Genomic DNA, 19,140 nt, shown 5'->3' on the forward strand with positions numbered 1-19,140 from the left:
GAATGCAGTCGCTACAAAAAGAACGCGATTCTGTACCAGTATTTACTGATTTGACATCATTTGGCCACTATTTTCAGATTGGTGGCGTCAAATTACTGGCCTGGAATTCTGTATCGGCTCCTACAGTAGAATTCTTAGCAAACTCCATCAGCCATTTGCCAAGGGTTCTTATGCCTGCAACTATCCCGTCGCTCATCCGCGAAACCTTCCCCGTCGGCCCGCTCCAGTGCAACTGCACGATCATCGGCGACCCCTTCACTAAAAAAGCCATCGTCGTCGATCCGGGCGGCAATCCTGACCTGATCATGGCGCGCCTTGATGCTCACGGTCTGAAAGTTGTCAGCATCATCCACACCCACGCGCACCTTGATCACTTCCTCGCTTCCGGCCAGATGAAAGAGAAAACCGGCGCAACCTTGCATCTGCACAAGGAAGACCAGTTCCTGTGGGACAATCTCGAAATGCAATGCCAGATGTTCGGCGTGCCGTACACCCCGGTACCGTCGCCGGATCGCTGGTTGAGCGACGATGAAGAACTGGCGTGCGGCTGTGGTGTCGCGCTGCATACGCCGGGACATACACCCGGTTCCATGAGCTTTTGGTTTTCCGAGGCTAAGCTGTTGATTGCCGGCGACACGTTGTTTCGTCGCGGGGTAGGGCGCACGGATTTGTGGGGCGGCGATCAGGCGACCATCGTGCGGTCGATCAAGCAGCGGCTGTACACGCTCGACGAAGACGCAATCGTGGTTGCCGGACATGGTCCGGACACGCGTCTCGGAGATGAAATGCGGGAAAACCCGTTCGTGCGCGCCTAAACATTTTGTCATGAGTGTGCGGCGGAATTTTTCGGCATTGTCATGATCCAACGCCCGCACAGGTCTATTGCCTAGGGCCGCTGCCACACAGAATGCGAAAAAACCAGGAGCTCTTCATGTTCACCACGCCTCGTTTGATTATTGTTGCTACCGCTGTAGCCATGTTGGCCGGCTGCGCCTCGCCCAACCCGTATGACAATCAGGGGCAGGCCGACGGTGGCTCGCAAGGCATGAGCAAAACCGCCAAGTATGGTGGCCTCGGCGCTCTGGCCGGTGCCTTGGCGGGTGCCGCCATCGACCACAACAACCGCGGCAAGGGTGCCCTGATCGGCGCGGCGGTGGTCGGTGCGTCGGCCGCCGGTTACGGTTATTACGCCGACCAGCAAGAGAAAAAGCTGCGCGCCAGCATGGCCAACACCGGGGTTGAAGTGCAGCGCCAGGGCGATCAGATCAAGCTGATCATGCCGGGCAACATCACCTTCGCCACCGATTCGGCGAACATCGCCCCAAGCTTCTATCAGCCGCTGAACAACCTGGCGAACTCGCTGAAGGAGTTCAACCAGAACCAGATCGAAATCGTCGGCTACACCGACAGCACCGGCAGCCGCCAGCACAACATGGACCTGTCCCAGCGTCGTGCACAGAGCGTGGCAACTTACCTGACCTCGCAAGGTGTCAGCGGTGCCAACCAGTCGGCCCGTGGCGCCGGCCCGGATAACCCGATTGCCAGCAACGGCGACGTCAATGGCCGCGCGCAGAACCGTCGCGTCGAGGTTAACCTGAAGGCGATCCCGGGTCAGCAGTATGGTGGTCAGCAGCAACAGCCGGGTACGGTTCAGCAGTATCCGTAAGCGATTGTCCGAATGAAAAAATGCCCGGTCTGAACCCGGGCATTTTTTATGGCCTGAACGCAGTCACCCTGTAGGAGCTGCGGCACGCTGCGATCTTTTGATCTTCAGCTTTCAACAACAAGATCAAAAGATCGCAGCCTCGTTTCACTCGACAGCTCCTACAGGGTTGCTGGGCCGGTGCAGGTACCACAAACTCAACAGGCACAAAAAAGCCCCCGGACAACCGAATTGTCCGGGGGCTTTTTGTTGGGCGCGAAACCCGATTACTTCTTCAGGCCGTAATGCTCATCGAGCATGCCCGGCGAGTTCGGGGCTTTCGGCGCGTAGTCGCGTGGCGGCTCCTGATCGCGCGGCGGCGTCAGGCGTTCGCGCGGTGCCTGCGCGGCATCGGCGTGCAAAGCGGCAATCAGGCGTTGACGGGTCTGCTCGTCCAGAGCCAGACGGTTGGCACCCTCGGCGAGATGATCCTGCACTTCCTGATAGCTCTGGGTCAGCTTCTTGACCAGCATCGCGGTGCTGTTGAAGTGGGTGACCACCTCGTTTTGATAGCTGTCGAAACGCTCCTGGATATCATCCAGTTGACGCTGCGTGCGGCTCGGCGCGGCATTCGGTGCGACGCGAGCGATCAGGAATCCAATGGCGACACCCACAACCAGGGCAAGAGTCGGTAACAACCAAACTAAGAGCGAGTGTTCCACGAGTCCTTCCTCTATAAACGGCTTTGCTTTACGTTAACGGCTCGAACCTGCGCTGTATACCGCGATTCACTCGCAATAGATTGGCACAGACAATTTGCTAGACGAGTCGACCCGATTCGAGGTCACGGAGTTCCTTCCTTGCTGATGCGTGAAACCCCTGTAGTGATTGATGGCCCAGTCGGCCAAATCGAAGCGCTGTACCTCGATAACGAGCAGCCAGTCGGCATCGCGCTGATCTGCCATCCGAACCCGGTGCAGGGCGGCACCATGCTCAACAAAGTTGTCTCGACCCTGCAGCGCACCGCGCGCGACGCAGGTTTGATTACCTTGCGTTTCAACTATCGCGGTGTCGGCGCCAGTGAAGGTACGCACGACATGGGCAGCGGTGAAGTCGATGACGCCCAGGCTGCTGCAGCATGGCTACGGGAAAAACACCCGGATCTGCCGCTGACCCTGTTCGGTTTCTCCTTCGGCGGATTTGTTGCAGCAAGTCTCGGCGGTCGTCTCGAAGCGCAGGGCGTACAGCTCAAGCAGCTGTTCATGGTCGCGCCGGCGGTGATGCGTCTGGGCGATCAGGATCAACTGCCACAGCACGGCGAGCTGACCGTGATCCAGCCGGAAACCGACGAAGTGATCGATCCGCAGTTGGTCTACGACTGGTCGGAAAAACTCCAGCGCCCCCATGAGCTGCTGAAAGTGGCAGAATGCGGACACTTTTTTCATGGCAAGCTGACCGATCTCAAGGATCTGATCCTGCCGCGTCTCTCGAATTGATTGCAGTCTGACAAGCGATTACCCATGACGAACCGTACCCGTATCCTCACCGGCATCACCACCACCGGCACGCCGCACCTGGGCAACTACGCCGGCGCCATTCGCCCGGCGATTCTCGCCAGCCGCGACAGCAATGCCGATTCGTTCTACTTCCTGGCCGACTACCACGCCCTGATCAAATGCGATGACCCGCTGCGCATCCAGCGCTCGCGTCTGGAAATCGCCGCGACCTGGCTGGCCGGTGGCCTGGATGTCGACCGTGTGACCTTCTATCGCCAGTCCGACATCCCGGAAATCCCTGAGCTGACCTGGCTGCTGACCTGCGTCGCCGCCAAGGGCCTGCTCAACCGTGCGCACGCCTACAAGGCCTCGGTGGACAAGAACGTCGAGAGCGGTGAAGACCCGGATGCCGGGATCACCATGGGTCTCTACAGCTACCCGGTGCTGATGGCGGCGGACATCCTGATGTTCAACGCGCATAAGGTGCCGGTCGGTCGCGACCAGATCCAGCACGTGGAAATGGCCCGCGACATCGGCCAGCGCTTCAACCACCTGTTCGGCCAGGGCAAGGAGTTCTTCACCATGCCCGAAGCGCTGATCGAGGAAAGCGTGGCGACCTTGCCAGGCCTCGACGGGCGCAAGATGTCGAAGAGCTACGACAACACCATCCCGCTGTTCTCCAGCGCCAAAGAGATGAAGGACGCGATCTCGCGGATCGTCACCGACTCCAAAGCGCCGGGCGAAGCCAAGGATCCGGACAACTCGCATCTGTTCACCCTGTTCCAGGCCTTCGCCACACCTGTGCAGGCGGACGAATTCCGCAGCGAACTGCTCGGCGGTCTGGGTTGGGGCGAGGCGAAGAATCGTCTGTTCCAGTTGCTCGACAATGAACTGGGCGAGTCCCGCGAGCGTTATCACCAGTTGATCGAGCGCCCGGCAGATCTGGAAGACATCCTGCAACACGGTGCGAAAAAGGCTCGTGCGGTGGCGACGCCGTTCCTCAACGAACTGCGTGAAGCGGTCGGCCTGCGTTCTTTCGTCAATCAGGTGCAAGTCGCGGCGACCACCAAGAAGAAAGCCGTGAAAGCCGCGCGCTTCGTCAGCTTCCGTGAAGACGACGGCAGCTTCCGCTTCCGTCTGCTGGCGGCCGATGGCGAGCAACTGCTGCTGTCGCGCCACTTCGCCGACGGCAAAACTGCAGGCCAGGTGACCAAGCAACTGCAATCCGGTCAGGCACTGGACATCCGCAATCAAGACCTGAGCTTCAGCGTGTGGCTGGAAGGCGAGTGCGTTGGCGATAGCCCGGCGTTCGCTGATGCTGCTGCGCGGGACGCCGCGATCGATGCTTTGCGCGTAGCAATGACCCCGGTTCTGGACTAATCCGCGGCGCGGCCCGACCAAGGGCTGATTGCCATTCCTACGGGCCGTCGCTACAGTGACGGCCCGTTTTTGTTGCCTTGCTAACGAATTATGACGCCCCTAGAACGATATCAAGCTGATCTGAAACGCCCGGACTTCTTCCATGACGCCGCGCAGGAAACTGCCGTGCGCCATCTGCAGCGCCTGTACGACGATCTGATCGCGGCCGAGCAGAACAAGCCGGGTTTGCTGGGCAAGCTGTTTGGCAAGAAGGATCAGACGCCGGTCAAGGGCCTGTACTTCTGGGGCGGCGTGGGTCGCGGCAAGACTTACCTGGTCGACACCTTCTTCGAAGCGCTGCCGTTCAAGGAAAAGACCCGCACCCACTTCCACCGTTTCATGAAACGTGTGCACGAAGAGATGAAAACCCTCGGCGGCGAGAAAAACCCGCTGACCATCATCGCCAAGCGTTTTGCGACCGAGTCGCGAGTGATCTGCTTCGATGAATTCTTCGTCTCGGACATCACCGACGCGATGATCCTCGGCACGCTGATGGAAGAGCTGTTCAAGAACGGCGTGACCCTGGTCGCGACCTCGAACATCGTTCCGGACGGCCTGTACAAGGACGGCCTGCAGCGCGCGCGTTTCCTGCCGGCTATCGCGCTGATCAAGCAGAACACCGAAATCGTCAACGTCGACAGCGGCGTCGACTATCGACTGCGCCACCTCGAACAAGCGGAGCTGTTCCACTATCCGCTGGACGAAGCCGCGCACGAAAGCCTGCGCAAGAGCTTCAAGGCCCTGACACCGGAATGCACGGCGGCGGTGGAAAATGATGTGCTGATCATCGAGAACCGCGAAATCCGTGCCCTGCGCACCTGCGACGACGTGGCCTGGTTCGACTTCCGTGAACTGTGCGACGGCCCGCGCAGCCAGAACGACTACATCGAGCTGGGCAAGATCTTCCACGCCGTGCTGCTCAGCGGCGTCGAGCAGATGAGCGTCACCACCGACGACATCGCCCGGCGTTTCATCAACATGGTCGACGAGTTCTACGACCGTAACGTCAAGCTGATCATTTCTGCCGAAGTCGAGTTGAAAGACCTGTACACCGGCGGGCGCCTGACGTTCGAATTCCAACGTACGCTCAGCCGTCTGCTGGAGATGCAATCGCACGAATTCCTGTCGCGGGCGCACAAGCCTTAAACAGATTCGGCATACAAAAAAGGCCTGCAATTGCAGGCCTTTTTTATGCGCTGAAGAATCAAAAGATCGCAGGCTTCGCCAGCTCCTACAGGTGCATCCCATTCTGCAGGAGCTGCCGCAGGCCGCGATCTTTGGCTGTCAGGCGGCCTGCTGAAATTGCTGCCGATACTGATTCGGCGACAGCTCGGTGTGCTGGCGGAACAGCCGCGCAAAGAAACTCGCATCGTCGTAGCCCACCTCATAACTGATGGTCTTGATGCTCTTGCGGCTGCCGGACAGCAAGCCCTTGGCGGTCTCTATGCGCAGCCGTTGCAGGTAGTGCAGCGGCTTGTCGCCAGTGGCGGTCTGGAAGCGGCGCATGAAGTTGCGGATGCTCATGCCGTGCTCGCGGGCCACGTCTTCGAAGCGGAACTTGTCGGCGAAATGCTCTTCGAGCCAGTGCTGGATCTGCAGGATGATCACGTCCTGGTGCAGCTTCTGTCCGCCGAAACCGATGCGACCCGGCGAATAACTGCGCTGTACTTCATACAGAATGTCGCGGGCCACGGCCTGCGCCACGTTGGCGCCGCAGAAGCGTTCGATCAGATAAATATAGAGGTCGCAGGCCGAAGTGGTGCCGCCGGCGCAATACAGATTGTCGGCGTCGGTCAGGTGCTTGTCCTGATTGAGGTACACCTTGGGGAAGCGCTCGGCGAAGGCATTGAAGAAGCGCCAGTAGGTGGTCGCTTCCTTGCCATTGAGCAGTCCGGCCTCGGCCAGCCAGAACACCCCGGTGGCTTCGCCGCAGAGGACGGCGCCGCGAGCATGTTGCTCGCGCAGCCACGGCAGGATCTGTGGATAACGACCGCAAAGCGTTTCGAAGTCGTCCCAGAACGCCGGGAGGATGATGACGTCGGCGTTTTCCAGGCCGCCGTCCACCGGCATCATCACGTCACTGAAGCTGTTCACCGGTTTGCCGTCGGGGCTGACCAGGCGGGTTTCGAACGCCGGTGTCAGGCCGTGGCCCAGTTGTTTGCCGTAACGCAGGCTGGCCAGATGGAAGAAATCCTTGGCCTGCATGAGAGTGGATGCGAAAACCCGGTCGATTGCCAGGATGCTGACGCGCCGCAAGGGCGTGGAGACTTGCTTGGACATAATTCAACTTTTGTTTTGTTTTTATAAGGGAAAGTGGTCACCAGACGGCTGGATCGTCTTATTTTTTGTCGGATGTGTCCAGTGTCCTGTGTAGGAGGTGAGGCTTAGTCTCTGAAGGCCATATTCCTCCCAACAAGAATGAAAGGTGCCGCATGATCCCCAGAACCTTGTTCAGCTCCGAGCACGAATTGTTCCGCGACAGCGTACGAACCTTCCTCGAAAAAGAAGCCGTGCCGTTCCATGCGCAATGGGAGAAACAAGGCCACATCGACCGTAAATTGTGGAACAAGGCGGGGGAGGCGGGGATGCTTTGCTCGCACTTGCCGGAAGAATACGGCGGCCTGGGCGCGGACTTCCTGTACAGCGCTGTGGTGATCGAAGAGGTCGGTCGCTTGGGTCTGACCGGTATCGGCTTTTCGCTGCATTCGGACATCGTCGCGCCGTACATCCTGCATTACGGCAGCGAAGCGCTGAAGCACAAGTATCTGCCGAAACTGGTCTCGGGCGAGATGGTCAGTGCGATTGCCATGACTGAACCGGGTGCGGGCTCCGACCTGCAAGGGGTCAAGACCACCGCAGTGCTGGACGGCGACGAGTATGTGATCAACGGCTCCAAGACTTTCATCACCAACGGCTTCCTCGCTGATTTGGTGATCGTCGTCGCCAAGACTGATCCTAAGGCCGGCGCCAAGGGCACCAGCCTGTTTGTGGTCGAGGCGAATACGCCGGGCTTCGAGAAGGGCAAACGCCTGGAGAAGGTCGGAATGAAGGCCCAGGACACGTCGGAACTGTTCTTCCAGGACGTGCGTGTACCGAAAGAAAACCTGTTGGGTCAGGCCGGGGCAGGGTTTGCCTATCTTATGCAGGAATTGCCGCAGGAACGTCTGACGGTAGCCATCGGTGGCCTGGCCTCGGCCGAAGCTGCGCTGAAATGGACGCTGGATTACACCCGTGATCGCAAGGCGTTCGGCAAGGCGATCGCAGACTTCCAGAACACCCGCTTCAAACTGGCGGAGATGGCTACGGAGATTCAGATCGGCCGAGTATTTGTCGACAAGTGCCTGGAACTGCATCTGCAAGGCAAGCTCGACGTTCCGACAGCAGCGATGGCCAAGTACTGGGGCACCGACCTGCAATGCAAGGTGCTCGACGAGTGCGTGCAGTTGCATGGCGGCTACGGCTTCATGTGGGAATATCCGGTGGCACGGGCGTGGGCGGATGCGCGCGTGCAGCGAATCTATGCCGGCACCAATGAGATCATGAAGGAGATCATTGCGCGGTCGCTGTGAGTTTTGCAGTGAATTGATGGGCCCCTTCGCGAGCAGGCTCGCTCCCACAAGGATCACGCTGTACCTGTGGGAGCGAGCCTGCTCGCGAAGCTTTTAGCGGTCGATCAAGGCGCCGGATTCGGATGATCCTTGTGAATCGCCTCGATTCCCGCCAGCACTTCATCGGAAAGTTTCAGATCAAAACTGGCAATGTTGCTGTCCAGTTGCTCAAGTGTCGTCGCACCAATGATGTTACTGGTGACGAACGGTTGCTGGGTGACGAACGCCAGGGCCATTTGCGCCGGATCCAGACCGTGTTCACGGGCCAGGGCCACATATCGGCTGCAGGCTGCTTCCGATTGCGCGTTGAAATAGCGGCTGAAGCGGCTGTAGAGGCTCAGGCGACCTTTCGGTGGACGAGCGCCACCTTCGTACTTGCCGGACAGGAAACCGAACGCCAGCGGCGAGTAGGCGAGCAGGCCGCACTGTTCGCGGATGGCGATTTCCGCCAGGCCGATTTCAAAGCTGCGGTTGAGCAGGTTGTACGGGTTCTGGATCGACACCGCACGCGGCCAGCCACGGGCTTCGGCCAGGGCAAGGAAACGCATGGTGCCCCACGGGGTTTCGTTGGACAGGCCGATGTGGCGAATCTTGCCGGCCTTCACTTGTTCGTCGAGGGCTTCGAGGGTGTCTTCGAGCGGCGTCAGGTTGGCTTCGATCTTGTGCTTGTAGCCCAGCTGTCCGAAAAAGTTGGTGCTGCGCTCCGGCCAGTGCAATTGATACAGGTCGATGTAATCCGTCTGCAGGCGTTCGAGGCTGGCATCCACCGCGGCGGTGATGTGCTGGCGATTGTGGCGCAGGTTCTTGTCGCGGATGTAATCGATGGTGTTGCCGGGGCCGGCGATCTTGCTGGCGAGGATCCAGTCGGCGCGATCGCCGCGACGCTTGAAATAATTGCCGATGTAGCGTTCGGTGGTGGCGTAGGTTTCGGCTTTCGGCGGCACCGGGTACATCTCGGCGGTGTCGATGAAATTGATCCCGGCTTCCTTGGCCCGCTCGATCTGGGCGAAGGCTTCAGCTTCAGTGTTTTGCTCACCCCAAGTCATGGTGCCGAGGCAGATTGCACTCACGTTCAGGTCGGTACGGCCTAGCTGGCGATAGTCCATCGGGTACTCCTTGGGCAAAACAATCATAAAAGCAGGTTGAAAAATTTTTCGCAATCTGCATAATTGCCGACCTCTTTCTGCAGTGGAAGTGATGCGCCGCCGCCGAAGAATCTTGCCGTTGAACGGACGCGCCGACCCGAGCCCCCGAAAGCGTCTGTATCCGGCTGCCTTTGACTTGTCAAAGTACGCACTATTCAGTAAGATCCGCCGTCTTATTTACAGGCGGCCCCTGAGGCTATAAAGAATGAAAACTTTTACTGCTAAACCGGAAACAGTAAAGCGCGACTGGTTTGTCGTCGACGCTGCTGGTCAGACCCTGGGTCGTCTGGCCACCGAAATCGCGAGCCGTCTGCGTGGCAAGCACAAGCCTGAGTACACTCCTCACGTTGACACCGGCGACTACATCGTCGTAATCAACGCCGAGCAGATCCGTGTAACCGGCGCTAAAACCACTGACAAAATGTACTACTCCCACTCCGGTTTCCCGGGCGGCATCAAGTCGATCAACTTTGAAAAGCTGATCGCCAAAGCCCCTGAGCGCGTGATCGAGACCGCGGTTAAAGGCATGCTGCCTAAGAACCCGCTGGGTCGTGACATGTACCGTAAGCTGAAAGTCTATGCGGGCGCTGCACACCCTCATACTGCTCAGCAGCCCCAAGAACTGAAGATTTAACGGAATAGTTCATTATGTCGGCGACTCAAAATTACGGCACTGGCCGTCGCAAGACCGCAACCGCACGCGTTTTCCTGCGTCCGGGTACTGGTAACATCTCCATCAACAACCGCTCCCTGGACTCGTTCTTCGGCCGCGAAACTGCCCGCATGGTAGTTCGTCAGCCGCTGGAACTGACCGAGACTGTCGAGAAGTTCGACATCTACGTCACTGTCATCGGTGGTGGTGTAAGTGGTCAGGCTGGCGCAATCCGCCACGGCATCACTCGCGCTCTGATGGACTACGACGAAACCCTGCGTAGCGCTCTGCGCAAAGCTGGCTTCGTTACTCGCGACGCCCGTGAAGTTGAACGTAAGAAAGTTGGTCTGCGTAAAGCGCGTAAGCGTCCGCAGTACTCGAAGCGTTAATTCGTTTCCACGTTCAAAAAAGAACGCCCGATTCCTCACGGAACCGGGCGTTTTTTTATGCCTGCGATTTATTAAAGAATTGCGCTGTGACAACTTGCCACATTCGTAGACCCCCTATACTACAAGGCTTGAGGGTGGGAGCTCCGGGTAATTCCCTTGTCAGAATTGGGGCTTTTCATTACCATCTCGGCAAAATTTTTATAAGTAACATTGATTTATTTAGTAGATGCCTGATTTAACAGGCCACAAAGCTGATGGGAGAGGACTGAATGAGCAATGACGGCGTGAATGCAGGCCGGCGTCGCTTCTTGGTAGCAGCCACATCCGTGGTGGGTGCTGCAGGAGCGGTGGGGGCTGCGGTCCCGTTCGTGGGGTCATGGTTTCCCAGTGCCAAGGCGAAAGCCGCCGGTGCACCGGTGAAAGTGAATGTCAGCAAGATCGAGCCAGGACAGCAGATGATTGCCGAGTGGCGCGGCCAGCCGGTGTTCATTGTCCGCCGTACTGCGGAAATCCTGGGGAATCTCAAGAAGATCGAGGGCCAGCTCTCCGATCCGACTTCCAAAAACTCCACGCAACCTACCTATGTCGATCCTGAAGTGCGTTCGATCAAGCCGGAAATTCTGCTGCTGATCGGGATCTGCACTCACTTGGGTTGCTCACCAACCTTCCGTCCCGAAGTGGCGCCTGCGGATCTGGGTAAAGATTGGGTCGGTGGCTATTTCTGCCCTTGCCACGGCTCCCACTACGATCTGGCTGGCCGCGTCTACAAGTCGCAACCTGCGCCTTTGAACCTGCCAGTTCCCCCGCATTCCTATGAGACCGATGACCTGATTGTCATTGGCGTCGATACGGAGAAAGCGTGATGAGCAAATTCATGGATTGGGTTGATGCGCGCTTCCCCGCGACCAAAATGTGGGAAGACCATCTCAGCAAGTATTACGCGCCAAAAAACTTCAACTTCTTCTATTTCTTCGGCTCCCTGGCGTTGCTGGTGCTGGTCAACCAGATCGTCACCGGTGTCTGGCTGACGATGAGCTACACGCCGTCGGCAGAAGAGGCGTTCGCTTCCGTCGAATACATCATGCGCGACGTCGAGTACGGCTCGATCCTGCGTCTGCTGCACTCGACAGGCGCTTCGGCGTTCTTCATCGTGGTCTATCTGCACATGTTCCGTGGCCTGCTCTACGGTTCGTATCAGAAACCACGCGAACTCGTCTGGGTGTTCGGCATGCTGATCTACCTGGCGCTGATGGCCGAGGCCTTCATGGGTTATCTGCTGCCGTGGGGCCAGATGTCCTACTGGGGTGCCCAGGTGATCATCTCGCTGTTCGGTGCGATTCCGGTAATCGGTAACGACCTGACCCAGTGGATTCGTGGTGACTACCTGATCTCCGGAATCACCCTGAACCGCTTCTTCGCCCTGCACGTCGTGGCGCTGCCGATCGTGATTCTCGGTCTGGTGGTGCTGCACATTCTGGCGCTGCACGAAGTCGGTTCGAACAACCCTGATGGCGTCGACATCAAGAAGCACAAAGACGAAAACGGCATCCCGCTGGACGGCATTGCTTTCCATCCGTACTACACCGTGAAAGACATCGTCGGCGTGGTGGTGTTCCTGTTCATCTTCTGCTTTATCGTGTTCTTCTTCCCGGAAATGGGCGGCTACTTCCTCGAAAAGCCTAACTTTGAACAAGCCAACCCGTTCAAGACGCCTGAGCACATTGCCCCGGTCTGGTACTTCACGCCGTTCTACGCGATCTTGCGTGCGATCCCGGACAAACTCATGGGCGTTATCGCCATGGGCGCCTCGATTGCCTTGCTCTTTGTCTTGCCGTGGCTGGATCGCAGCCCGGTCAAATCGATGCGCTACAAGGGCTGGATGAGCAAGATCTGGCTGCTGGTGTTCTGCATTTCCTTCGTGATCCTCGGCATTCTGGGCGTACTGGCTCCGACGCCGGAGCGCACGCTGGTGTCGCAGATCTGCACCTTCCTGTACTTCGCCTACTTCATTCTGATGCCGTTCTACACCAGGCTCGAGAAGACCAAACCGGTTCCGGAAAGGGTGACTGGCTGATGAAAAAGTTATTTTTTGCTCTGATTTTTGCTGCGCTGCCTGTGCTGTCTTTTGCCGCCGAACACGGTGGTCCGGAGCTGGAAAAAGTCGATATCGACGTGTCCGACAAGGCTGCTCTGCAAGATGGTGCGCGTACCTTCGCCAACTATTGCATGGGTTGCCACAGTGCCAAGTTCCAGCGTTACGAGCGGGTAGCCGATGACCTCGGCATTCCCCACGACATGATGCTCGAGAAGCTGGTGTTCACCGGCGCCAAGATCGGCGACCACATGAACATTGGCATGCAGCCGGCCGACGCCAAGACCTGGTTCGGTGCTGCTCCGCCGGACCTGACCCTGGTGGCTCGCGTACGTGGCACCGACTGGCTCTACGGTTACTTGCGCTCGTTTTACGAAGATCCGGCGCGCCCTTGGGGCGTGAACAACAAGGTCTTCCCGAACGTCGGCATGCCTAACGTGCTGGTCGGCCTGCAGGGGCGCCAGGTAGTTGGCTGCAAGCAGGTGCAGATCGTCGAGGACGGCAAGAAGCAATACGATCCTCTGACCGGTACGCCGCTGACACATGAAGCGTGCGATCAGTTGACCATCGTGCCGAAATCCGGTGCTCTGAACGAAGAGCAGTTCGATGAGAAGGTCAAGAATCTGGTAACCTTCCTGGCTTACTCGGCTAACCCGGTTAAGCTGCAACATCAGCGCATCGGTACTTACGTCTTGCTGTACCTGGCGTTCTTCTTTGTGTTCGCCTACCTGCTCAAGCGTGAATACTGGAAAGACGTGCACTGATACGCTTCAAGCATTGCTGTTAATCGCGCGCGCCCAAGGGTTCCTCCGATAACGCAATGTCTGGTTCGCCAGACATTGCGGGAGGTGCCTTCTGGGCGCGCGCGTTTTTCCGGTTCCGATAATTTCAACAAGCGAGGAGGATCGCCATGGGCGTGACCAATCGGTTGGCCTGTTACTCCGACCCCGCCGACCACTATTCCCACCGAGTGCGCATCGTGCTTGCAGAGAAGGGTGTCAGCGCCGAAATCATTTACGTGGAAGCTGGTCGCCAGCCGCCTAAACTGATTGAGGTGAACCCTTACGGCAGTCTCCCGACACTGGTCGATCGCGACCTGGCGTTGTGGGAGTCGACCGTGGTGATGGAATATCTGGATGAGCGTTACCCGCATCCGCCACTGATGCCGGTTTATCCGGTGGCGCGTGCCAACAGCCGTCTGCTGATTCATCGTATTCAGCGTGACTGGTGTGGTCTGGTGGATCTGATTCTTGATCCCAAGTCCAAGGAGGCCGCGCGTGTCGTGGCGCGTAAGGAATTGCGTGAAAGCCTGACGGGCGTGTCGCCGCTGTTTGCCGACAAGCCGTTTTTCCTCAGTGAGGAACAAAGTCTGGTGGATTGCTGCCTATTGCCAATACTCTGGCGTTTGCCGATTCTGGGTATTGAACTGCCGCGGCCGGCCAAGCCGCTGCTTGATTATATGGAGCGCCAGTTTGCGCGTGAGGCTTTCCAGGCGAGTCTGTCTGGCGTCGAACGCGATATGCGCTAAGGCTTAAGGAGCCGCTATGAACTCCAGTCGACCTTATCTGGTCCGCGCGCTCTACGAGTGGATTGTGGATAACGATTGCACCCCGCACATGCTGGTCAATTCCGAATACCCGGCGGTGCAAGTGCCGCAGGGTTTCGCCAGTGACGGGCAGATTGTCCTGAACATTTCGCCCAGCGCCGTGCGGCATCTGCACATGGACAACGATGTGGTGACCTTCGAGGGTCGCTTCGGTGGCGTTCCGCACAGCCTGTATGTGCCGATCAGTGCGATCCTGGGTATCTATGCCCGAGAGAACGGGCAGGGCATGGTGTTCGATCTCGAGTCGCCGATGGATGACGAAGACGATATCGAACCCGATGACGACTTGCCGCCGCCGGACAGCGAGCCGCCGCGCCCAAGCGGCCGGCCAAGCCTGAAAGTGGTGAAGTAATAAAAAGGCGACCCGAGAGGGTCGCCTTTTTTATTGCGCGGGAGCTGCCGAAGGCTCGGGCCGCGTTCGGACGATCTTTTGATCTTGTTTTTAAGATCACGATCAAAAGATCGCAGCCTGCGGCAGCTCCTACACTGTGTACGTCAGTCGATGTATTCGAACAACTTCACGATTTTCTGTACGCCGGAAACGCTCTGCACCAGATTGGTCGCCTGTTGGGCTTCCTGTTTGGTCAGCAAGCCCAGCAGATAGACGATGCCGTTCTCGGTCACGACCTTGATGCGAGAGCCGGGAATGCTGGCATCGGTCAGCATCTGGGTCTTGATCTTGGTGGTCAGCCAGGCGTCGTTCTGGCGGGCGAGGAAGCTCGATGGCGCAATCACTTGCAGCTCGTTGTGCACCTTCTTCACGCGCTGGACGTTGGCGGCGGCCTGTTCAGCCTTGGCCTTGAGGTCTTCGCGCGGCGTCTGGCCGGCGAGCAGCACCACGCCGTTGAAGCTGGTGACGACGATATGCGAGTCCTTGTCCAGGCCGGGGTCGGCCTTGGCCACGTTGACGCCGACTTTGGTCTCGATCAGCGAGTCGTCGATTTTGCTGCCGAAGGTTCGGGTGCCGCGGTCGTCTTCAATCGGCGCCTCACGGCTGGCATTCACCACCGAGGTGCAGCCGCTGATGCCGAGGCACAGGGTCAAGGCCAGAAGGCCAAGGCGATTAGGGGTCATTCTTCACTCCCGAACAGTTGGCTGTCGATCAGATCGCAGAGGCAATGGATCGCCAGCAGATGGACTTCCTGAATACGTGCAGTGACATGGGCCGGTACGCGAATCTCGACATCTTCAGGCAGCAGCAGCGAAGCCATGCCGCCGCCATCGCGGCCAGTCAATGCTACGACAATCATTTCGCGATCATGTGCGGCCTGGATCGCCTGAATAATGTTTGCCGAGTTACCGCTGGTCGAAATCGCCAGCAATACGTCGCCTGGCTGACCCAGTGCGCGGATCTGCTTGGAGAACACTTCGTTGTAGCTGTAGTCGTTGGCGATCGAGGTGATCGTCGAGCTATCGGTGGTCAGGGCGATGGCCGGCAAGCTCGGGCGTTCGCGTTCGAAGCGGTTGAGCAGCTCCGAGGAAAAATGCTGGGCGTCGCCGGCAGAGCCGCCGTTGCCGCACGAAAGCATTTTGCCTTCGTTGAGCAGGGCGTTGACCATGATCTGGCTGGCTTGCTCGATGTGCGGTGCAAGTACGTCCATCGCCTGTTGCTTGGTGTCGATACTGGCCTGGAAAAGCTGGCGAATTCGGGATTGCATGTCCATCTGTGTGACCTTAAGTAGCGCGGCTGTTCGGCACGTGAATGTGCAGCCCGCAAAGCAAAGAGCAAAAATTGTCGGTGAAAGTGTCCGGGGTGGTGTGCAGAGAATCAACCATCGAACGCATTCTGCAACCAGTTCAATTGATCCGGGTGCCTGTCGATGGCCACCACGTCGAAGCGGCAAGGGGAATCGGCCCAGCGTGACTCACGCTGAAGAAAATACTGCGCGGCGAAAATCAGTTTCTGCCGTTTGCGCTCATCGATGCTAGCGAGTGCGCCACCCCATTGAGTGTTTTTTCTGTAGCGGACTTCGACGAATACTACTGTATCGCCATCAAGCATGACCAGATCAAGCTCGCCCCGTTTGCATGACCAGTTCTGCGCCAGCAGGCGCAGACCCTGGTGTTGCAGATGCTCGAGCGCCCGGCGCTCGGCATCCTTGCCGCTTTGCAGGTGCGAGCCGTCGGGCATCAGCGTGGGGTGTCCGGCAGGCGTTGAACCTGACCGTTGACGAACTGCGCCCATGGCAGCTGACGTACGACGCGTTGGGTCTGGGTCATGCCCAGGCTACCCGACTGACCTTCGATGCGGCTGTCCGGCAGCGCCTTCAACTGACCCAGGCGCGGTGCCAGGCGGTAGGCGTCGACGCCCATGGCGTACAGACGACCAAGGCTGCCGGCCGCTTGTGGCCATTGCGCGGTGACTTGCTGGCGCAGCGGGTCATTGGCTTCCAGCAACCATGGGGTTTCGCAGAAGCGCACGCCGTTCATGTCGTTGTACTGGTTCACATCGCCGCTGGCGCTGTAGACGTGGGAAGTTGCGTACACCGGAACGTCACCCGCGTACTGGAAGTTCAGGGTCGGCTTGATCTGCTGCGCCTGTTGCGGGGTGGCCGCGAGGAAGATGAACTCGATGTCCTGACGACGCGAAGGCTGTGCGGCGACGTTGGTGCCAGCAGCATTTTGCAGACTCTTGGCGCGGGCTTCGCTTTGACGCAGTTGGAACATGTCGGCGATCTGCTGGGCCAGTTGCACCGGCTGATCGACACGTTCGGTGGCGACGATGCTACCGCCATTGGCCTGCCAGTCCTGGCTGAACGCACGCAGTACGCGGTCGCCCCATTCGCCTTTCGGCACCATGATCGCCGCGCGATGCAGGCCGTCGGCGCGGGCACGACGCGAAACTTCGCGAGCTTCGTCTTCAGCCGCCAGACCGAACTGGAACAGTTGCGCCGGACCTTGATCGCCTTCGCTGTAGTTCAGCGCGAGGGTGGTGATTGGCAGTTGCGGGCGGGTGCTCAGTTGTTTGACCAGCGGTTTTTCCAGCGGGCCGACGACCAGTTGCACGCCATCAGCCTGGGCCTTGCGGTAGAACTCGTCCATCGAGGTCAGCTTGGAGCTGTCGTAGAACTCGATGGCGGGCGGCTTCTGGCCGGCCTGTTGCGCTTGATAGTGCGCCGCCATGAAACCTTCACGCAGGGCCTTGCCGACCGAGGCCAGTGGGCCGTCTTGCGGCAGCAGCAGGGCAATCTTGCTCAGGGGCTGGCTGGCCAGTTCCTTGAGCTTGGTCAGGGGCAGCGGCAGGTTGATCGCTGCCGGGTGTTTTGGATTCTGCGCGCGCCAGGCATCGATCGCCGCTTGCTGCTGTTCCAGGGTGCCGGCGGTTTTCACGGCCAGGGCCAGGGACATCCAGCCGCCGAGATCGTCGGTGGTGTTGGGTTGCAGTTGATCGGTCGGCAGCGAAGCGATCAGGGTCCAGATCGCTTCGTGGTTCTTGCTCGCGACTTCGCCTTTGAGCATCGGTGCGATGAAGATCCGCTCGCGAGCGGCAGCCAGGGTCTGGCCGTCGGCTTCCAGTGCGCGGGCATGCACGGTGCCGGTGCGGACTTGCTGATCTTCCGGCATTTCGCTCAGGTGCTGCAGGCTTGGATGGCTCAGGGCGGTCAGCGCAGCTTTCGGCTGATTGCGGGTCATCGCCAGTTCAGCGGACAGGGTGCTGGCGAAGATCTGCTGGCCTGGCTTCAACTGCTCCATCGGCACTTGTTGCAGGATCTGCGCAGACTGGCCGGCGTTGCCCTGGCGATAAGCCAGGTCTGCCGCGCTCAGGCGCAACAGGGCGGCTTTTTCCGGCGTCTTGGCCTGGGTAGCCTGTTCGAGCAGTTGCTCGATGCTGGCATCCGGAGTCCGTGGAAGTTCGCCAAGGCTGGAGGAGGGGGAGCTGGCGCAAGCCGCCAGCAAGGCAGCGAGGCAGAGGGCAGTGAACAGCCGCAGGCAAGCGATCATGTAAGTGTTCCTGATACTCGATCAAATTAGCGTGGAATTGTACCCAAGCACTGGCCGGGGCGCGATGTTACTGGCGTGAATCAATCAATTTAGCTGGAGTAAATGTTGCGGCGGCGCACAACTGCGTGCAAAACCGCGCTCGGCTCATACGGTTCGCAAGCCTCGTGACGCGTTACAATGCCGGCTTTTACCGAACACGAGGTGTGCGCTTTGACTGCTCCAGGTCCTTTGAATTCCGCTGCTGGCTCGCTTTATGTGGTGGCGACGCCCATCGGCAACCTGGACGACATCAGCGCCCGGGCCCTGAAAATCCTCCGCGAAGTGGCGCTGATCGCCGCTGAAGACACGCGGCACTCGGCGCGGTTGATGCAGCACTTCGGCATTTCCACGCCGTTGGCCGCCTGCCACGAACACAACGAACGTGATGAAGGTAGCCGCTTTATTACTCGTTTGCTGGCGGGCGATAACGTCGCGCTGATTTCCGATGCCGGGACACCACTGATTTCCGATCCGGGTTATCACTTGGTGCGTCAGGCGCGGGCGGCGGGGATCAATGTGGTGCCGGTGCCGGGTGCCTGTGCATTGATCGCTGCGCTGTCGGCGGCGGGTCTGCCCTCCGACCGGTTCATCTTCGAAGGCTTCCTGCCGGCCAAGTCGGTAGGGCGCAAGGCGCGACTGGAAGCGGTAAAGGAAGAGCCGCGCACGCTGATTTTCTACGAGGCCCCGCACCGTATTCTCGAATGCTTGCAGGACATGGAAGCGGTGTTCGGTGGCGAGCGTCAGGCGTTGCTGGCCCGGGAAATCACCAAAACCTTCGAGACGCTCAAAGGCTTGCCGCTGGCTGAGTTGCGCGCATTTGTCGAGTCCGACAGCAATCAGCAGCGCGGCGAGTGCGTGGTGCTGGTGGCGGGCTGGTCTGCACCGGAGTCCGAAGATGCGGTCAGCAGCGAGGCGATGCGCGTGCTCAATCTGCTGCTCGAAGAGATGCCGCTCAAGCGCGCTGCCGCCCTGGCTGCGCAAATCACCGGCGAGCGCAAAAACGTCCTGTACCAGGTCGCACTCGATCAGCAGAAGGGCGAGTAACCCGTCGCGCAGACGGGTTTCACGGCTATTAGCGCTTGTTCTTCGGGCGCTCTGCCGTTAACCTGC

At 59.0% G+C, this 19,140-nt stretch carries 21 protein-coding genes; 14 read left to right on the plus strand and 7 right to left on the minus strand.

The features are described 5' to 3' along the window. The first annotated feature begins 170 nt into the window (after nt 1-170). Nucleotides 171-815 (plus strand): MBL fold metallo-hydrolase, encoded by a 645-nt coding sequence (locus BW33_RS12090; RefSeq protein ID WP_047599217.1) that lies wholly within the window; start codon nt 171-173, stop codon nt 813-815. A 116-nt stretch (nt 816-931) separates the two neighbouring features. Then, entirely contained in the window at nt 932-1,666 is a 735-nt protein-coding gene (locus BW33_RS12095; protein ID WP_047599218.1) for an OmpA family protein, read from the plus strand. A gap of 263 nt (nt 1,667-1,929) precedes the next feature. Here the strand turns inward: BW33_RS12095 and BW33_RS12100 are convergent, their stop codons facing one another. After that, a complete protein-coding gene (locus BW33_RS12100) occupies nt 1,930-2,364 on the minus strand; it encodes a YhcB family protein (RefSeq protein WP_007961596.1) in 435 nt (144 codons plus the stop codon). Nucleotides 2,365-2,508: 144 nt separating this feature from the next. Here BW33_RS12100 and BW33_RS12105 point away from each other — a divergent pair, with 144 nt between their 5' ends. From BW33_RS12105 to zapE, 3 genes are all read left to right on the plus strand, one after another. Then, nucleotides 2,509-3,138, plus strand: a complete 630-nt coding sequence (locus tag BW33_RS12105) for an alpha/beta hydrolase (protein ID WP_047599721.1) — start codon at nt 2,509-2,511, stop codon at nt 3,136-3,138. Nucleotides 3,139-3,162: 24 nt separating this feature from the next. Further along, complete coding sequence (locus BW33_RS12110; RefSeq protein WP_047599219.1) at nt 3,163-4,518, plus strand: tryptophan--tRNA ligase; 1,356 nt, start codon at nt 3,163-3,165, stop codon at nt 4,516-4,518. 90 nt (nt 4,519-4,608) lie between these two features. Next, a complete protein-coding gene (zapE, locus tag BW33_RS12115; protein ID WP_041074841.1) occupies nt 4,609-5,703 on the plus strand; it encodes a cell division protein ZapE in 1,095 nt (364 codons plus the stop codon). 138 nt (nt 5,704-5,841) lie between these two features. Here zapE and BW33_RS12120 read toward each other — a convergent pair whose 3' ends face one another. After that, nucleotides 5,842-6,738, minus strand: coding sequence for a GlxA family transcriptional regulator (locus BW33_RS12120; protein WP_171061848.1), 897 nt, complete (start codon nt 6,736-6,738; stop codon nt 5,842-5,844). Between the two features lie 251 nt (nt 6,739-6,989). On the opposite strand from BW33_RS12120, the gene BW33_RS12125 reads away from it, so the two are divergent. After that, the gene (locus BW33_RS12125; RefSeq protein ID WP_003228064.1) at nt 6,990-8,126 is read left to right on the plus strand and encodes an acyl-CoA dehydrogenase family protein; all 1,137 of its coding nucleotides are present in this window, start codon (nt 6,990-6,992) and stop codon (nt 8,124-8,126) included. A gap of 104 nt (nt 8,127-8,230) precedes the next feature. Here the strand turns inward: BW33_RS12125 and BW33_RS12130 are convergent, their stop codons facing one another. Then, on the minus strand, nt 8,231-9,271 hold the full coding sequence (locus BW33_RS12130) for an NADP(H)-dependent aldo-keto reductase (protein ID WP_047599220.1): 1,041 nt from the start codon (nt 9,269-9,271) through the stop codon (nt 8,231-8,233). A gap of 244 nt (nt 9,272-9,515) precedes the next feature. Here BW33_RS12130 and rplM point away from each other — a divergent pair, with 244 nt between their 5' ends. The 7 genes from rplM to BW33_RS12165 all read left to right on the plus strand — a co-directional run bounded on the left by rplM (nt 9,516) and on the right by BW33_RS12165 (nt 14,401). Further along, a complete protein-coding gene (rplM, locus tag BW33_RS12135) occupies nt 9,516-9,944 on the plus strand; it encodes a 50S ribosomal protein L13 (RefSeq protein ID WP_003228062.1) in 429 nt (142 codons plus the stop codon). Nucleotides 9,945-9,958: 14 nt separating this feature from the next. Beyond that, a complete protein-coding gene (rpsI, locus tag BW33_RS12140) occupies nt 9,959-10,351 on the plus strand; it encodes a 30S ribosomal protein S9 (protein ID WP_007961615.1) in 393 nt (130 codons plus the stop codon). 269 nt (nt 10,352-10,620) lie between these two features. Further along, the gene (gene petA / locus BW33_RS12145; protein WP_003228055.1) at nt 10,621-11,214 is read left to right on the plus strand and encodes a ubiquinol-cytochrome c reductase iron-sulfur subunit; all 594 of its coding nucleotides are present in this window, start codon (nt 10,621-10,623) and stop codon (nt 11,212-11,214) included. Beyond that, a complete protein-coding gene (locus BW33_RS12150; protein WP_047599221.1) occupies nt 11,214-12,425 on the plus strand; it encodes a cytochrome b in 1,212 nt (403 codons plus the stop codon). The genes petA and BW33_RS12150 overlap by 1 nt, the downstream gene beginning before the upstream one ends. Beyond that, nucleotides 12,425-13,207 (plus strand): cytochrome c1, encoded by a 783-nt coding sequence (locus tag BW33_RS12155; RefSeq protein WP_047599222.1) that lies wholly within the window; start codon nt 12,425-12,427, stop codon nt 13,205-13,207. The genes BW33_RS12150 and BW33_RS12155 overlap by 1 nt, the downstream gene beginning before the upstream one ends. Nucleotides 13,208-13,353: 146 nt before the next feature. Continuing rightward, a complete protein-coding gene (locus tag BW33_RS12160; RefSeq protein ID WP_007961620.1) occupies nt 13,354-13,971 on the plus strand; it encodes a glutathione S-transferase N-terminal domain-containing protein in 618 nt (205 codons plus the stop codon). A gap of 16 nt (nt 13,972-13,987) precedes the next feature. Further along, entirely contained in the window at nt 13,988-14,401 is a 414-nt protein-coding gene (locus BW33_RS12165) for a ClpXP protease specificity-enhancing factor (RefSeq protein ID WP_003228047.1), read from the plus strand. A gap of 143 nt (nt 14,402-14,544) precedes the next feature. On the opposite strand, the gene BW33_RS12170 is transcribed toward BW33_RS12165, so the two are convergent. From BW33_RS12170 to BW33_RS12185, 4 genes are all read right to left on the minus strand, one after another. Continuing rightward, nucleotides 14,545-15,123: a BON domain-containing protein gene (locus BW33_RS12170; protein WP_007961621.1), complete on the minus strand. Its 579-nt coding sequence runs from the start codon at nt 15,121-15,123 to the stop codon at nt 14,545-14,547. Then, complete coding sequence (locus BW33_RS12175; RefSeq protein WP_007961622.1) at nt 15,120-15,713, minus strand: phosphoheptose isomerase; 594 nt, start codon at nt 15,711-15,713, stop codon at nt 15,120-15,122. The genes BW33_RS12170 and BW33_RS12175 overlap by 4 nt, the downstream gene beginning before the upstream one ends. A 104-nt stretch (nt 15,714-15,817) precedes the next feature. Beyond that, nucleotides 15,818-16,180 (minus strand): YraN family protein, encoded by a 363-nt coding sequence (locus BW33_RS12180; protein WP_047599223.1) that lies wholly within the window; start codon nt 16,178-16,180, stop codon nt 15,818-15,820. Next, the gene (locus tag BW33_RS12185) at nt 16,180-17,991 is read right to left on the minus strand and encodes a penicillin-binding protein activator (RefSeq protein ID WP_047599224.1); all 1,812 of its coding nucleotides are present in this window, start codon (nt 17,989-17,991) and stop codon (nt 16,180-16,182) included. Before BW33_RS12185 ends, BW33_RS12180 begins: the two co-directional genes overlap by 1 nt. A gap of 177 nt (nt 17,992-18,168) precedes the next feature. Here BW33_RS12185 and rsmI point away from each other — a divergent pair, with 177 nt between their 5' ends. Continuing rightward, complete coding sequence (rsmI, locus tag BW33_RS12190; protein WP_081794213.1) at nt 18,169-19,074, plus strand: 16S rRNA (cytidine(1402)-2'-O)-methyltransferase; 906 nt, start codon at nt 18,169-18,171, stop codon at nt 19,072-19,074. Nucleotides 19,075-19,140 lie beyond the last annotated feature (66 nt).

Source organism: Pseudomonas sp. RIT288 (assembly GCF_000631985.1).
Lineage (GTDB): Bacteria > Pseudomonadota > Gammaproteobacteria > Pseudomonadales > Pseudomonadaceae > Aquipseudomonas.